Genomic DNA, 14,530 nt, shown 5'->3' on the forward strand with positions numbered 1-14,530 from the left:
GCGGACGGGGCGCGGGACCGGCCCGGCCGCCGTGACCCGCCGTCCCGCTCCCCGGTCACGGGACCCGCTGGCCCTTGCCCAGCGCGATGACCCCGCCCCTGGAGACCGTGTACAGCTCGGCGTCCCGCTCCGGGTTGACTCCGATCGTGGCTCCCGGCGGCACCTCCACGTTCTTGTCCAGGACGGCGCCGCGGACCACCGCGCCCCGGCCGACGTGGACGTTGTCGTGCAGGACCGAGCCCTGGACGACCGCGCCCGGGTCGACGCGGACGCCCGGCGAGAGCACCGACCGGGTGACCTGCCCGCGGATCAGGCAGCCCGCGCTGATGATGGACTCGCTCGCGATGCCGCCCGCGGCGAACCGGGCCGGGGAGAGCTGGTTGGAGTGGGTGTAGATGGGCCACTGACGGTTGTACAGGTTGAACGCGGGGCGCTCGGCGATCAGGTCCATGTGCGCGTCGTAGTAGGCGTCCAGGGTGCCCACGTCCCGCCAGTAGCCCTGGTCGCGGGTGGTCTCGCCGGGCACGTGGTTGTCACCGAAGTCGTACAGCTGGGCCTCGCCGCGCGCGGTGAGCCGGGGCAGGATCGAACCGCCCATGTCGTGCACGGACCCCTCGTCCTCGGCGTCCCGCTGGAGCGCCTCGATCAGGGCCTTGGTGGTGAAGATGTAGTTGCCCATGGAGGCGAACACGCACTCGGGGTCGTCGGCCAGTCCCGGCGGGTCGGCGGGCTTCTCCAGGAAGCGCTCGACGGCACGGCCGTCCGGGCCCGGCGTGATCACCCCGAAGGACGAGGACTCCGCGCGCGGCACCCGGATGCCGGCCACCGTCACGCCCGCGCCGCCCTCGATGTGCTCCTGGAGCATCTGCCGCGGGTCCATGCGGTAGACGTGGTCGGCGCCGAACACCGCCACGTACTCGGGCTGTTCGTCGTGGACGAGGTTCAGCGACTGGAGTATCGCGTCGGCGCTGCCCAGGTACCAGCGCGGGCCGAGCCGCTGCTGGGCGGGGACCGGGGTGACGTAGTTGCCGAGCAGGCTGGACATCCGCCAGGTCGTGGTGATGTGCCGGTCCAGCGAGTGCGACTTGTACTGGGTCAGCACACAGATGCGCAGCACGTCGGCGTTGACCAGATTGGACAGGACGAAGTCGACGAGCCGGTAGGTGCCGCCGAAGGTGACGGCCGGTTTGGCCCGGTCCGCCGTCAGCGGCATCAGGCGCTTGCCCTCGCCGCCCGCCAGCACGATCCCGAGTACGGAAGGTCCTCCACGACGCATGGCCGCTCCCCTCACCGTGGTTGACACCATGGCTGCCCCGAGCCGGCCGGACTAAGCCTGCTTCAGGATCTCCTCGTACAGCCCGGCCGTGCGCCGGGCCACCGCGTCCCACCCGAACTCCCCCACCGCGCGCGCCCGTCCGGCCTCCCCCATCCGCCGGGCCGTCCGCGGATCGGCGAGCACGGTGTCCAGCGCCCGGGCGAGCCGGGACTCGAAGTCGTCGCCCACGTCGACCAGGAGACCGGTACGGCCGTCCGCGACGACCTCGGGAATTCCGCCCACCCGGGACGCCACCACGGGCGTGCCGCAGGCCATCGCCTCCAGGTTGACGATCCCCAGCGGCTCGTAGACCGAGGGGCAGACGAACACGGCCGCGTGGGTGAGGAGTTGCACGACCTCCGGGCGCGGCAGCATCTGCGGGATCCAGAACACGCCCGCCCGGACCCGGCGCAGCTCCGCGAACAGGTCCCGGAACTCCCGGTCGATCCCCGGCGTGTCGGGCGCACCCGCGCACAGCACGACCTGGGCGGCGGGATCGATCTCCCGTACCGCGCGCAGCAGGTGGGGCACGCCTTTCTGCCGGGTGATCCGGCCGACGAACAGCACGTACGGGCGGTCGGGGTCGATGCCGTGCCGGGTGAGCGCGTCGGTGCCGTGATCGGGCCGGTAGAGCCGGGTGTCGATGCCGTTGTGCACGACGTGGACCCGTGCCGGGTCCAGCGCCGGGTAGCAAGCGAGGACGTCCTCCCGCATGGCGCCCGACACGGCGATCACCGCGTCCGCGGCCTCGATCGCGGTGCGCTCGGCCCAGCTCGACAGTGCGTACCCGCCGCCCAGTTGCTCGGCCTTCCAGGGCCGCAGCGGCTCCAGCGAGTGGGCGGTGACCACGTGCGGGACGCCGTACAGGAGTTTGGCGACATGCCCGGCGAGGGCGGCGTACCAGGTGTGCGAGTGGACCAGTTCGCGGCCTTCGAGGGCGGCGGCCATGGCGAGGTCCACGGAGAAGGTGCGCAGCGCGTCGTTGGAGCCGTCGAGCACGGACCAGGAGCGGTGGCGTACGACACCGACCCCGCGGCCCTCGCCCCAGCAGTGCACCTCCAGGTCCACCAGGGCGCTCAGCTCGCGGGCGAGGAACTCCACGTGGACACCGGCGCCGCCGTACACGTCCGGGGGGTACTCCCGGGTCAGCAGTCCCACTCGCACCCGACAACCCCTTTGTCCCGGTGGCACGTTCTCCTCATGGTCACCCAGATGCGGCCCGCGGGGAAGAGCGCGGTGGGCGGGTGAGGCAGCAGTCGCCGCAGAGCCCGCCGCCGGGCACCCGGTAGTACAGGCAGCAGCTGCGGCGCCGGAAGGCCGTTCCGGTGCGGGTGCCGGTGGCGACCAGCAGCGGGTGGGCGAACAGTTCGCCGGTGAGGGCGCGGGTGCGGGCCGCCACGTCGCTGCGGCCGTGCGCGCGGGCCCAGCGGCCCAGCTCGCGGGCGGTCGCGGCGAGCGCCGAGCCCGCGTTGCCCCGGAGCAGACCGGCGGCGACGCCGTACCGGGCCCGCAGGGCCGCCGCCAGGGGCTCCAGGTGGCCGTGCAGCACCGCGTCGGCGAGCGTCGCCGCGTCGCCGGGCCGGGGACGCAGCCCGGTGAGCCACAGATCGTCGGGGGCGGCGGCGTGGACGTCCCAGCGCAGCAGGCGCGGGTCCAGGTCGGGCAGCCGGCCGTACAGGACCGCGCAGCCCAGGGCCGCCGACCAGAGCCGGGCGGCGAGCCCCTGCTGGGCGATGGAGGCGGCGACCCGGGGCTCGCGCGTCCCGAGCCGGTCCGCGACGGTGCTCACCCGCACGGTCACCGGATCGCGGTGGCCGCCGCGGGTGTTCCCGTCGTACACCTCCGCGAGGGACGGCAGCCGGCCCGCGCTGCCCCCGGGTCCGGTCGGGGGAGCACCGGCCTGCGCCGCACCGGCGCCGCCGGCCGTGCCGGGGAGTGTGCGCAGCACGAAGAAGCCGCCGAGGGGGCGCAGCGCGGCGAGATCGGGGTCGAGGTCCATGACAGGTACGGGTACCAGGTGCGCCGTCCGGCCGGACGGGCGGGCCCCCGCCTCCGGTTCACCCGTCCCAGGGATGATCGCCCGGCCGGTGTACTCCATCGGCAGTAGGACGCATTGCGTGCTCAGGTACGACGACGCGCAGGGCGCGGGCGGGCAGAGTGTTCGCCATGGAAGCCGACCGTACGCCGCGCCGGGCCCAGGACGCCCGCCGCCCCCGAAGGAGACACCGATGAGCGCCCTGGCGTTGTCCGTGCTCCTGTCGGTCGTCTCCGCCCTCGCCTACGCGGGCGGAGCGATCGCGCAGGAGCAGGTCTCGGTGTCCTCCCCGGACAGCGCGTACCTGCCGCTGCGCCGGCCGGGCTGGTGGGGTGCGCTGGCGCTCAACGGTCTCGGCGGGGTGCTGCACGTCGTGGCGCTGGCCTACGGGCCGCTCAGCCTGGTCCAGCCGCTCGGCGCGCTGACCATCGTCTTCGCGCTGCCCATGGCGGCGCTGTGCGTCGGCCGCAGGGCCGGCGCGACCGCCTGGCGCGGCGCCCTCATGGCCACGGTGGGCCTCGCCGTCCTGCTGTCCCTGGTCGGCTCCTCCGCCGGGCACTCCCTCGACCCGGCCCAGCGGCTCGCGGTCGCCCTGGTCACCGGCGGGGCGGTGGTGGCGCTGGCGTTCGCCGGGCTGGCCGCGCACCGGCACCCGGCGGTGCGCAGCGTGCTGCTCGCCACCGCGTCCGGTATCGCGTTCGGCATGGCGTCGGTGTTCACCAAGACCGTCGCCGTCGACTGGGGCGGGGGCACCGGCCTGGCCGCGCTGTCCTCGCTCGCGGCCATCGGCGTCTTCGCGGCCGCCGGCGTCCTGCTGTCCCAGGCCGCGTACCGGGGCGGCGGCCTCGCGGCCCCGCTGGCCACGCTGACGGTGGTCAACCCGGTGCTGGCCGCCGTGGTCGGCATCCTGATGTTCGGCGAGGTGTTCCGCTACGGCACCACGGGCACCGTGCTCGCCCTGGCCTGCGGAGTGGTCACGGCGGGCGGGCTGATCATGCTGACGACGGAGCGGCTGGAGCAGGAGGTACCGGGACCTGCGGCGGAGCCGGCGGAACGGACGCCGGCGGCACCGGACCCGGCAGGACCGGCACCGGCTGTACTCGGCTTGGCGGTACAGGACTTGGCCGTACCGGACGTGGTCGTACCGGACGTGGTCGTACCGGACGTGGTCGTACCGGACACCGCTGTACCGGAGCCGGCCGTACCGGCCGCGGCCGTGCCCGCTGCAAACGGGCCCGTGTCTCCGTCGCCCGGCCCCTCGGCCGAGGCGCCCACCGCGTCCACCGTGCCCACCCCGCCCGGTACGCCCACCGCCGCCACCGCGGCGCACGCCCTGTCCGACATGCGCCCCGGCGTGCCGCAGCAGCGGCAGGCCGTGGAGGACGCGGTGGGGCGGGCCGCGTTCGCGGAGGCGGACGAGGAAGTGCTGCGGGAGTTGCTCGCACCGGGGCGGGTAGGCGGCGGCGCGGACGCCGGCCGTGGCGAACCGCGGGCCGCCGCCGTGCTTCCCGCGTCGTACACCCCGCTGCCCGTCGGCGTCCATGTGCCGCTGCCGGTCCTGCACAGGCGGCGTACGCGTGTCAGATCCTGACGCCGCCGGCCCGGAGGTAGGCGAGCGGGTCGATGTCCGAGCCGAAACCGGGCCCCGTCCGCACCTCGAAGTGCAGGTGCGGGCCCGTGACGTTGCCGGTGGAACCGGAACGGCCGATGCGCTGGCCCGCGGTGACGTTCTGACCGGCCCGCACCGCGATGGCCGACAGGTGGGCGTACTGGGTGTAGCGGCCGTCGGCGTGCCGGAGCACCACCTGGTAGCCGTACGAGCCGCCCCAGCCCGCGGCCACCACGTGCCCGGCGGCCGCCGCCTTCACGGAGGTGCCGGTCGGGACGAGGAAGTCGACGCCCGTGTGGTAGCCCTTCGACCAGTGGGAGCCGGCGACGTGGTAGCCGGTGCCGACGGAGGCGGACACCGGCGCGACGACCGCGTGCCGGGCCGGTGCCGTCGGGTGGTGCGTGGTCGGATGCTCCGAAGGCGCCTTCTTCTTCGGGGTCTTGGCGGGCCCGGTCCTGGTGGCGGTGGAGTCCAGGGCCAGTCGCTGGCCCGGCACGATGAGGTCGGGGTCGGCACCGATGGTGGTGCGGTTTCCCGCGTACAGCGTCCGCCAGCCGCCGCGTACGTGGTGGTCGCCGGCGATCTCGGAGAGGGTGTCACCGCGCACCACCGTGTACATCTCGGCGCGGCCGGCCCGGGACTGGGGGGTGGTCTGCGGCGCGACGTCCTTGGCGGAACGGGGCTGCGCCGGAGCGGACTTCGTGGCGGCGCTCGCGGCCGGGCGCGTGGCCGCGGAGTCCGGGTGTACGCCGGGACCGCCGCCGCCCCGGGCCAGCCCGGCCCGCGCCGAGCACACCGGCCAGGCGCCGGGCCCCTGCCCGTCGAGCACCCGCTCGGCGACGGCGATCTGCTCGTCCCGGGTGGCCAGGTCGGCGCGCGGCGCGTAGCGGGCCCCGCCGTACGCCTCCCAGGTGGACTGGGTGAACTGGAGTCCGCCGTAGAAGCCGTTGCCCGTGTTGATGCTCCAGTTGCCGCTGGACTCGCAGGCGGCGACCTTGTTCCAGGTCGCCGCGTCGGCGGCGTTCGCGGTGCCGGCGGCGACCAGCGGGAGCGCGAGGCCGGCACCGCCCGCCGTGACGGTGAGTGAGGCGCGGTTGATCCTGTTCGGCTGGTACCGGCGGTGCCGGCCGCGTACGGCCATGTCCGAATTCCCCTCGGCATGCGTCAGGAGGGGAAAACGTAAGCGCGGCGAACAGGCCATGACAAGACTGGGAATCGGCCGCTTGCCAGGGGCAAGTGGCCGGTAACGGACCTTTCTTGGGCGCCCGGCCGACGCGACGTGCCGCTGACTGAGGCGGAGGGCGGCCGCGCTGCGTACACATGCGTGGCGGGTCGGATGTGCGCTCGCCGTAGCGGCACGTCAGGATGGGCGAGGACCCGTACTGACGGAGCCGTAGTCACGAGGCAAGCAGGGAGCGAGCGGTATGAGCACTTCAGCGCAGATCGGTGTCACGGGCCTCGCGGTCATGGGCCGCAACCTCGCCCGGAACTTCGCCCGCAACGGCTACACGGTCGCCGTGCACAACCGTACGGTCTCTCGGACGAAGGCGCTGGTGGAGGAGTTCGGGCACGAGGGGGACTTCGTCGCGGCCGAGACCGCCGAGGAGTTCGTGGCGGCGCTGGAACGCCCGCGCCGCCTGGTGATCATGGTGAAGGCGGGTGAGCCGACGGACGCGGTGATCCAGGAGTTCGCGCCGCTGCTGGAGCCCGGTGACATGATCATCGACGGTGGCAACGCGCACTTCGCCGACACCCGGCGCCGGGAGCGGGAACTGCGCGAGCGGGGCATCCACTTCGTCGGCACGGGCATCTCCGGCGGGGAGGAGGGCGCGCTGCACGGGCCGAGCATCATGCCGGGCGGTTCGAAGGAGTCGTACGAGTCGCTGGGGCCGATGCTGGAGAAGATCTCCGCGAAGGCCGCCGACGGCGCGCCGTGCGTGACGCACGTGGGTCCCGACGGTGCCGGGCACTTCGTGAAGATGGTGCACAACGGCATCGAGTACGCCGACATGCAGCTGATCGGCGAGGCGTACCAGTTGCTGCGCGATGTCGCCGGGTACTCCCCGGCACAGATCGCGGACATCTTCCGCACCTGGAACACCGGCCGGCTGGACTCCTACCTGATCGAGATCACCGCCGAGGTGCTGTCCCACGTGGACGAGGCCACGGGCAAGCCGTTCGTGGACGTGGTGGTGGACCAGGCCGAGCAGAAGGGCACCGGCCGCTGGACGGTGCAGATCGCCCTGGACCTCGGCGTCCCGGTGTCCGGCATCGCCGAGGCGGTCTTCGCCCGTTCGCTGTCCGGTCACGCGGCGCTCCGCGAGGCCTCGCGCGGGCTGGCCGGGCCGACGGCGACGGCCCTGGGCGAGGCGGAGGCGGCGGCCTTCGCGGACCGGGTGGAGCAGGCGCTGTACGCGTCCAAGATCGTGTCGTACACGCAGGGCTTCCACGAGATCGCGGCGGGCAGCGCGGAGTACGACTGGGACATCGACCTCGGCCGGGTCGCCTCCATCTGGCGCGGCGGCTGCATCATCCGCGCGGCCTTCCTCGACCGCATCCGCGCCGCGTACGACGCTCGCGCGGACCTGCCGAGCCTGCTGTCGGACGAGACGTTCGCCCGGGAGATCGCCGCGGCACAGGACGACTGGCGCGAGGTGCTGATCGCCGCGACGCGGCAGGGCGTGCCGACGCCCGGGTTCGCGGCGGCGCTGGCGTACTACGACGCGCTGCGGGCGGAGCGGCTGCCGGCGGCCCTGACGCAGGGGCAGCGGGACTTCTTCGGCGCCCACACGTACCGCCGGGTGGACCGGGACGGCGCGTTCCACACCCTGTGGGGCGGCGACCGGTCGGAGGTGCCGGCCTGAGCCGCTCCTCCTGAAGGGCACGCTCCCGGGGGCGGGCGGGGGCGATTTCGGGCTCGGCGGCGGGGGCGCCTTGGTGCGCTCCCCGGGTTTCGGGCGCGGGGCGCCTTGTCTGCGCCCCCGGGGTCGAGGGCGCAGACCGTGCCGGGGGGAACGCCGGTGCCGGCCGGTGGGGTCAGGTGAGGGGTGGGCCAGGCTCGGGGTTCGGTACGGGTTCCGGCCCCGGGGGGATCGGGGACGGTGACGGTTCCGGCGGGCCCGGAGCCGGGGGCGCCGGCGGCGGGGTCGGGTCCGGGCCCGGCGCGGGCGGGGTGGGCTGCGGGGCCGGTTCCGGTGGCGGGACCGGGGTGGGATAGGGGTCCGGCGGGGTGGGGCCGGGGCCCGGCGCCGGGCCGGGCGGGACCGGATCGGGGTACGGGTTCGTCATGGTGTCCTCCGGGCAGTCACGGGACGTCGCCTCTGGACTACTCCCCCGCCTACCCGATCACCGCGCGGCCACTCACCCGACTCACCCGAGGGCAGCACCCGACGGGTCCAGGGGAGTGGCCGGCGCAGGGGCCGAAGGACAGTGACCGGTGGCAGCGGCTGACCGACAGTGACCGGTGGCAGCGGCTGACCGACAGTGACCGGTGCCAGCGGCCGGCGGCAGCGGCCGTCGGTCAGGCCCCCACGGCCTGCGGGCTGCGCTGCTGGTCCGAGCCGGGCACCGGCTCGGACGGGTCGGCGCCAAGGGACACGATCCGGTTAGCCGCGTCGACGTGCACGACCCGGGGCCGCAGCTGACGCGCCTCGGCGTCGGTGACCTGGGCGTAGCTGATGATGATCACCAGGTCGCCGGGGTGGACGAGATGGGCCGCCGCCCCGTTGATCCCGATGACCCCGGACCCGCGCTCGCCCTCGATGACGTACGTCTCCAGCCGGGCACCGTTGGTGATGTCGACGATGTGCACCAGCTCGCCGGGCAGCAGGTCGGCGGCGTCGAGGAGATCGGCGTCGATGGTCACCGATCCCACGTAGTGCAGGTCGGCCTGGGTGACGGTGGCGCGGTGGATCTTGGACTTGAACATGGTGCGTAGCATGTTGAACTCCTGGAAGACGGCTCCCTGCCTGCTTCGTGCAGGTCAAGGGCGGTCTCGACCTTACACCGACATCCCCGTGAGATGTTTGTGAGCAACATCGCTCCGGTCAGGGAGACGGCTTCCCACCTGGGCTTTCCGTTCGCTCAGGCATCTGTTGGGGACGATCGCCCCAGAACGCGCGGGGACTCATGCTGACCGGATGCTGACTTATCTGGCGAGCTATCAGATATGCGGGAAACCTCTCTGCACACGGACGACGTCTGCCCACCACCACGAGGGTGGTGGAGTAGCGGCGGGACTTGGTGGAGAAGTGGCCGCGGAAGCCGAGCATGTGGGCCCAGGCGCGCAGGCGGAGGTGTTCCAGGTCTTTGCGTGCGCCGAGGGTCCAGGCTGTTCGGATGAGGCGGCGGGCGTGGTCGCTGATGTCGAGTTGGGCGAGTTCGGCGGCGAACTTGAGTGGGCGGTCAAGAGCGCCGGTCGCGGTCTCGGCTCCCTTGGTGGCGTACTTGGCGATGTACGCCGCTACGGCCCGCTCGGTCAGCTCCTGGCCGTCGTTGAAGTCGGCGGAGCGGATGGTTCGGACGTCGAGCTGGCGGCCGAAGGTGAAGGTGTGGGCGCGGTCGTCGATGACCGGGCCGTCGACGCGGACCTTGGCAGCGGCGACGCGGATGGCGTCGGTGAGGAGTTCGGCCGTTGCCCAGGGCGGGGGCGGGGTGTCTCCGCCGCTGGCGCCGTCGAGGCGGATCACGGCGTGGAAGTGGACGGCTCCGCGCTTCTGGTACTCGGCGACCTTGGCGAAGGAGACGCGGGCGTGGTCGCGGAACCGGCGCTGTGACAGGCCCGCGCGCTTGGCGACCTCGCGGCGGAGGTAGGTCGAGAAGCGCCGCCAGAGCTGTCCGGCGTGGGCGTTCCAGAGGACGGCCGTTTCGTAGTCGTAGGTGTCCGGGTTCAGCGGGGTGCCAAGGGTGTCGTCGTCCTGGTCGTGGTGGGTGCCACAGCGGCAGGGGCGGCCGTCGGTGCGTGCGGTTGTGCACCGGGCCGAAGCCGGGGGCGGTGAACGTGGCGAAGACGCGGGGATGGGCGGCGACGTGTTCCGGGGTGCCCTTGCCACCACGCAGTCCGGCGGTGATCAGATGGAAGGTGTCGCGGCGGTAGACCTCGGCGCAGGCCGGGCAGCGGGTGGTGCGGCGGTTCTTGCAGCGCACGAGGAGTTGGCCGGCCGGGAGAGTGGCCGAGTCGAGGTGGTGGAGGACGCGGCCGATCTCACCGGTGGTGGTGTCGACGCCGTACTCGGTGCGGTGGCCGTCGAGGCGGATCGGGTGGGTGCAGCCGCCGAGCCCGGAGAGCTGCCGGAGGATACCGGGCAGGGTGCCGTGTTCGGCCAGCCTTGCGAGTTCCGGGAGCGGGGGCGGGGTGGTGCGGGTGAAGATGGCGGTCTCCTTCTGGCTGGATCGGTCAGGAGGGAGGGGCCCGGGGCGGCCGGATGCTTGGCCGTGTCGTGGCCGCCCAGGGTCAGGCCGGCCGGTCAGCGCCGGTGCTGGTCGCGGACCAGGGTGCGCAGGACGACGGCGGCGACGCCCACGGAAATCGCCGTGATAGCGACGGCCGCCAGAAGCGCGGTGAGGACGACTCCACCGACGAGCACCGCCACGACCGTCTTCTGATCGATGGGGAGCGACGGCAGGCCGCGTCGGACCGGTGCCGGGCCGGTCGGGATGTGGGTGTGGGCGGACGGCGGGGTGGGGTTGTCCGGGTACTTGGGCAGGAACACGGTTGACCTCCTTTTATCTACTCGTCTAGTCATGTGAGCCGTTTACGACGCTCACGCCGGAGCGCGTGCCGGACTCGATGGAGGGGGCGAGGAAGGTGTGCGAGAGCCAGAAGCCGAACAGGGCGATCAGGACGACGATCCAGGTGCGGACGCCGAGGAACTTGATCGCTCCCCAGGCGAAGAAGCCGAGGACGACGACGAGCGGCAGGCTGACGGTCACGGTTGTCCGGGTCCTTTCAGCGGACGGGGCAGCGGTGGGTGCGGGCGGCCAGTTCGGCGGCGGCGCGGCTGTCGTAGTCGGCGGAGAAGCCGCAGCGCGGGGCGGTGCAGGCGGCGGTGTGCTTCTCGCGGCCCCGGCCGTCGTAGGAGGTGCCGACCTGGACGGGGCCGATGCGGGTGACGTTGCGGAAGCTGCGGTTGGCGGACACGCGGTCTCCTCTCAGAGGTGGGCGGCGATGGCCTCGGCCATCGGAACCGGGACGCCGAGGCGGGCGCGGAGGGTCAGAGTGTCGATCGGGGCGCCGGTACGGGCGTGGTGCTCGGCGGCGACCTTGCGGGCGTGGGCGACCAGGGCGGAGGGGACGACGGGTACGGGCGAGTGCTGCGGTGGCCCCTCGGTGACGCGTTGTGCGGGTGGTTCGGGCGCGGTTTCGGGCTCGTCCTCCTGGTCCTCGATGACCTCCGGTTCGGGGTCCGCCTTGGGCGTGCCGTGAGCGAGGAGGGTTCCGCCGAGGAAGGCGACCGCAGGCCAGCCCGCGACGAGGATGCGCAACCAGGCCGGGACGTGGCCGAGGTCGAGGAGGCCGGCGGTGGCGACGTTGGCACCGAGGGAGGCGGCGAGGGCGATGACGAACCAGCACCAGGCCGCCGCTTTGCCATGACCCGAGCGCAGTCGACGCCAGGCGGCCACGAGCAGCAGGTCGACGGAGACGAGGTAGGCCCAGGCCTTCCATCCGTCTTGTCCGGCCGCCACGGCGACGTCGTGCAGGTGGGCGAAGGACAGCGCGGCGGCGATGAGCGCTTGGACGAGCACCGCGTCGACGCGGGCCAGGTGGGCGCGCATGATGCGGCTCCTTCCGGAGTCGGGCGGGGGAAGGTCAGTCGGCTACCGGGTGAGGCAGGACGACCGGGGTCGCGCTCTCGACCGGACGCACGGGCACGTCTGGCCGGAAGGGCCTCAGCGCGGTGAGGTCGGGCACGAGGTTCGCCGCCCTGCGGCAGGTCTTGGCGGCATCGCCCAGGGAGAGGTACGGCGTGCGGATGCGGGACCAGCCGCCGGAGGTGTCACCGGCCACGGCCAGGCCGGGCCGTTCCGGGGCGATGGAACAGGCGGCCACGACCGCTTCGGGGGCGATGTCGCCGAGCGCCATCTTGGCCGAGGATTCGTCGTTGACCCGATGGCAGACGCGGCCGGTGAGCTGGGCGCGGAGCATGGTGGCGCCCTTGCCGAGTTCAGCGCCGAAGCGTTGCCCGCACACCTCCAGGTACATGCCGGCCGCGCGGCCGAGCTGGGCGAGGCGGATGAGCTGCGTGACCATCTCGTCGCGCCGTTCCTCGTCCTCCCTCGTGGCGACCATGAAGAGTTCGGCCACCTCGTCTACGAACAGCACTACCGGCACCGGACGTTCGTGCTCGGGCAGGCCCCAGATGTCGGAGGTGATTTCCTCGTCCGGGGTGCCGGGGGCGATGCCCTGCCGGACCTTGATCAGGTCGTATCGGTCCTCCATTTCCTTGACCAGTACGGGCAGCAGTTCGGCCGCCTGTTGCGGGTCGGTGACGAATGCGGAGAGCCGGGGTGCGAAGGGGGCCAGTTCGACGCCCCGCTTGCAGTCGATCCCGACGAGGGCGACCGGCTGAGGGGCGAGCCCGGCGATGAGGTGGCGCAGGTACATGGACTTGCCGGACAGCGTGGCGCCCAGGGTGAGCTGGTGGGGAATGGTGCGGTAGTCGCGTACGAACGGCATGGCGTCCTCGCGCAGGGCGACCGGCACCTTGAGGAAGCCGCCCGCGACCTTGCGTGGCATTCGCACTCTCCGTAAGACGTCATAGCCGACAAGCCGCAGCTCGACGACCCCCGGCTTGACGGTCGTGACGTACACGGCGTGAACGCCCCAGGCGTGCCGCAGCCGTTCGGCGGAGGCGGCGACGTCGGCGGGTTCCTGGCCTGGCGCCAGGCGGAGGCGTATCCGCAGCCCGGTCGTGGTGGGCCGGATGAGGCCACGGCGCGGCGGTACGGGCCGTACCTCGCGCTGTGTCATGGCCTTCACGGCGAGCACCCGCAGCCGGGAGGGTGCCACCGTCAGGCCGCATGCCTCCATGACCGAGCCGTACGAGCTGAGCAGCCGGATGGTGGACACCGGCAGGCCGACCGTGGACCAGTACGCCGCCGGGTGCTTGGCCCGGGCGTAGGCGGCCCCGCCGCCGAGCGCGGCGACAGGACCACCCACTTCGAGAAGCGTCGTCAGGTCGGACATCAGGCCGCGGCCCCGGAGACGGCCGGGAAGGCGGCCGGGGTCACTGCGGCGGCCCGGTAGGCGATGCCGTGGCGCTGCTGACCGTTGAAGACGGACTCCCACGGCCGGGCGACGAGGCCCGGCAGCGAGACCGGGGCCCCGAGGGTCAGCCCCTCGGAGATGCCGCCTTCCGGAACGGTGACCCTGATCAGCGACGACTCGCCGTCCTCGATGTAGACGACGCCGATGGTCATCAGCGCCTCACCGCTGTTGGCGTCCTTGGCGATCTCGCCGGTCTGCCGGTCGCGGACCTTCAGCTCGGGGGCCTCGGTGAGGAGGATCGTCGCTCCGGAGGTCTCCACGCGGATGGTGCGCAAGGCACATTCCTATCTACTCATCTATACAAGATGGGTTCTGTGAGTCCCTTGATCGGGATCGCGCACTCACCTTGCCGCACAACTTGCCCACTCGTCTATACGAGTAAGCGTGTTGGGGTGTACGAGTTCGGAGAAGCGTCCCCGCGCACCACCGCAAATCATGACGATCAGGTCGCAGGAAGCTGGTACGAGAGGACGTACGCGTCCGCCGCCATCACCGTGTCGCAGACTTCGACGGCCCGCCCCTCGGTGTCGAAGGCCGTCCGGATGAGATGGATGACCGGCACGCCGGCGGCCAGCCGGAGCGTCTTCACCTCTGCGGGCGAGGGCATCCGGGCGCGGATCTCTTCCTCGAAGTGGTCGAGGCGGTGACCCAGCTCTTCCAAGCGGGCGTAGATGCCGCCGGGGCCGGGGTTGGGTTCCGCGATCGGGGTCCCGCGGGCGATGTCGAGCGGGAGGTAGGAGGTGGCGAACTCCACCGGCCGCCCGTCGAGCAGGTACCGGCGCCGACGAGCCAGCACGCGCCGCACCGAGCCCAGCCGGGCGGAGACGTCCTGGCTGGCCTTTTCCTCCTTGACCTCCAGGCTGTCCACCTGGGGATGACTGCCGGCCGCGTCGGCCTCCACGATGAACGCGGACTTGCCCTGCTCCCTGTGTCGCCGGGCGAAGCGGTCCGAGGCGAGCCGCCGCACGGGCGGTCGTGGTCGCACGAAGACTCCCCTGCCGTGCTCGGCGTGCACCAGGCCTTCCCCTTGGAGGATGGAGAAGGCGTTGCGGACCGTCATCCGGGACACCCCGAAGTGGTCGACAAGGTCGGCTTCGGAGGGCAGCTTCTCACCCTCGCGGAATCGCCCACGGTCGATGGCCTCGCGCAGCTGGTCGGCGATCTGCCGGAAGACCGCACGATCGCTCGTGGGGTCGAGATCACCGAGGAGGCCCGAAGGAAGAGGGCTCACGTGAGTACTCCTTTAGGTATCTAGACGAGTGGGCGAGTGTTGTTGCTACGGTGGAGAGCCTAGCCAGCCGAGAG

14 protein-coding genes and 1 pseudogene are annotated in these 14,530 nt (G+C 72.6%); 2 read left to right on the forward strand and 13 right to left on the reverse strand.

From position 1 onward, the window contains the following. Positions 1-55 precede the first annotated feature (55 nt). Genes glgC through ABZ576_RS10225 form a run of 3 tightly spaced genes read right to left on the reverse strand, consistent with a single transcriptional unit; the run spans position 56 to position 3,314 of the window. Positions 56-1,276, reverse strand: coding sequence for a glucose-1-phosphate adenylyltransferase (gene glgC / locus ABZ576_RS10215; protein ID WP_360738293.1), 1,221 nt, complete (start codon positions 1,274-1,276; stop codon positions 56-58). A 51-nt stretch (positions 1,277-1,327) separates the two neighbouring features. Beyond that, on the reverse strand, positions 1,328-2,479 hold the full coding sequence (gene glgA, locus ABZ576_RS10220) for a glycogen synthase (RefSeq protein WP_360738295.1): 1,152 nt from the start codon (positions 2,477-2,479) through the stop codon (positions 1,328-1,330). A gap of 40 nt (positions 2,480-2,519) precedes the next feature. Next, positions 2,520-3,314 (reverse strand): (2Fe-2S)-binding protein, encoded by a 795-nt coding sequence (locus ABZ576_RS10225; RefSeq protein WP_360738297.1) that lies wholly within the window; start codon positions 3,312-3,314, stop codon positions 2,520-2,522. A gap of 229 nt (positions 3,315-3,543) precedes the next feature. On the opposite strand from ABZ576_RS10225, the gene ABZ576_RS10230 reads away from it, so the two are divergent. Beyond that, a complete protein-coding gene (locus tag ABZ576_RS10230; protein WP_360738300.1) occupies positions 3,544-4,941 on the forward strand; it encodes a DMT family transporter in 1,398 nt (465 codons plus the stop codon). Here the strand turns inward: ABZ576_RS10230 and ABZ576_RS10235 are convergent. Next, positions 4,931-6,100 (reverse strand): transglycosylase family protein, encoded by a 1,170-nt coding sequence (locus ABZ576_RS10235; RefSeq protein ID WP_360738302.1) that lies wholly within the window; start codon positions 6,098-6,100, stop codon positions 4,931-4,933. The two genes, ABZ576_RS10230 and ABZ576_RS10235, sit on opposite strands and share 11 nt — an antisense overlap. Before the next feature lie 283 nt (positions 6,101-6,383). Between ABZ576_RS10235 and gndA the strand changes: the two genes are divergently transcribed. Next, positions 6,384-7,823 (forward strand): NADP-dependent phosphogluconate dehydrogenase, encoded by a 1,440-nt coding sequence (gene gndA / locus ABZ576_RS10240; protein WP_360738305.1) that lies wholly within the window; start codon positions 6,384-6,386, stop codon positions 7,821-7,823. Between the two features lie 656 nt (positions 7,824-8,479). Here the strand turns inward: gndA and panD are convergent. The 9 genes and pseudogenes from panD to ABZ576_RS10285 form a co-directional block, all read right to left on the reverse strand. Beyond that, entirely contained in the window at positions 8,480-8,899 is a 420-nt protein-coding gene (gene panD, locus ABZ576_RS10245; RefSeq protein WP_360738308.1) for an aspartate 1-decarboxylase, read from the reverse strand. Positions 8,900-9,173: 274 nt separating this feature from the next. After that, positions 9,174-10,266, reverse strand: a pseudogene (locus ABZ576_RS10250) (replication initiator); the annotation flags it as partial. Between the two features lie 158 nt (positions 10,267-10,424). Continuing rightward, positions 10,425-10,670 (reverse strand): SpdD protein, encoded by a 246-nt coding sequence (locus ABZ576_RS10255; RefSeq protein WP_360738311.1) that lies wholly within the window; start codon positions 10,668-10,670, stop codon positions 10,425-10,427. Positions 10,671-10,695: 25 nt separating this feature from the next. Continuing rightward, positions 10,696-10,890, reverse strand: a complete 195-nt coding sequence (locus tag ABZ576_RS10260; RefSeq protein WP_360738313.1) for a hypothetical protein — start codon at positions 10,888-10,890, stop codon at positions 10,696-10,698. Between the two features lie 16 nt (positions 10,891-10,906). Continuing rightward, entirely contained in the window at positions 10,907-11,098 is a 192-nt protein-coding gene (locus ABZ576_RS10265) for a mobile element transfer protein (RefSeq protein ID WP_086698316.1), read from the reverse strand. An 11-nt stretch (positions 11,099-11,109) separates the two neighbouring features. Further along, on the reverse strand, positions 11,110-11,733 hold the full coding sequence (locus tag ABZ576_RS10270) for a DUF2637 domain-containing protein (RefSeq protein WP_360738316.1): 624 nt from the start codon (positions 11,731-11,733) through the stop codon (positions 11,110-11,112). A gap of 34 nt (positions 11,734-11,767) precedes the next feature. Then, entirely contained in the window at positions 11,768-13,144 is a 1,377-nt protein-coding gene (locus ABZ576_RS10275; protein WP_360738318.1) for an FtsK/SpoIIIE domain-containing protein, read from the reverse strand. Then, a complete protein-coding gene (locus ABZ576_RS10280) occupies positions 13,144-13,500 on the reverse strand; it encodes a hypothetical protein (protein WP_360738320.1) in 357 nt (118 codons plus the stop codon). The genes ABZ576_RS10275 and ABZ576_RS10280 overlap by 1 nt, the downstream gene beginning before the upstream one ends. Positions 13,501-13,667: 167 nt before the next feature. Next, positions 13,668-14,456 (reverse strand): GntR family transcriptional regulator, encoded by a 789-nt coding sequence (locus tag ABZ576_RS10285; protein ID WP_028421051.1) that lies wholly within the window; start codon positions 14,454-14,456, stop codon positions 13,668-13,670. Positions 14,457-14,530: the final 74 nt, after the last annotated feature.

The sequence above is a fragment of the Streptomyces sp. NPDC013455 genome, assembly GCF_040632975.1.
Lineage (GTDB): Bacteria > Actinomycetota > Actinomycetes > Streptomycetales > Streptomycetaceae > Streptomyces.

What these genes read in the sequence shown, in the direction of transcription:
- ABZ576_RS10225 (WP_360738297.1), bottom strand. Translation starts at nt 3,314, where the DNA reads ATGGACCTCGACCCCGATCTCGCCGCGCTGCGCCCCCTCGGCGGCTTC.
- ABZ576_RS10230 (WP_360738300.1), top strand. Translation starts at nt 3,544, where the DNA reads ATGAGCGCCCTGGCGTTGTCCGTGCTCCTGTCGGTCGTCTCCGCCCTC.
- ABZ576_RS10275 (WP_360738318.1), bottom strand. Translation starts at nt 13,144, where the DNA reads ATGTCCGACCTGACGACGCTTCTCGAAGTGGGTGGTCCTGTCGCCGCG.
- panD (WP_360738308.1), bottom strand. Translation starts at nt 8,899, where the DNA reads ATGCTACGCACCATGTTCAAGTCCAAGATCCACCGCGCCACCGTCACC.
- gndA (WP_360738305.1), top strand. Translation starts at nt 6,384, where the DNA reads ATGAGCACTTCAGCGCAGATCGGTGTCACGGGCCTCGCGGTCATGGGC.
- glgC (WP_360738293.1), bottom strand. Translation starts at nt 1,276, where the DNA reads ATGCGTCGTGGAGGACCTTCCGTACTCGGGATCGTGCTGGCGGGCGGC.
- ABZ576_RS10235 (WP_360738302.1), bottom strand. Translation starts at nt 6,100, where the DNA reads ATGGCCGTACGCGGCCGGCACCGCCGGTACCAGCCGAACAGGATCAAC.
- ABZ576_RS10270 (WP_360738316.1), bottom strand. Translation starts at nt 11,733, where the DNA reads ATGCGCGCCCACCTGGCCCGCGTCGACGCGGTGCTCGTCCAAGCGCTC.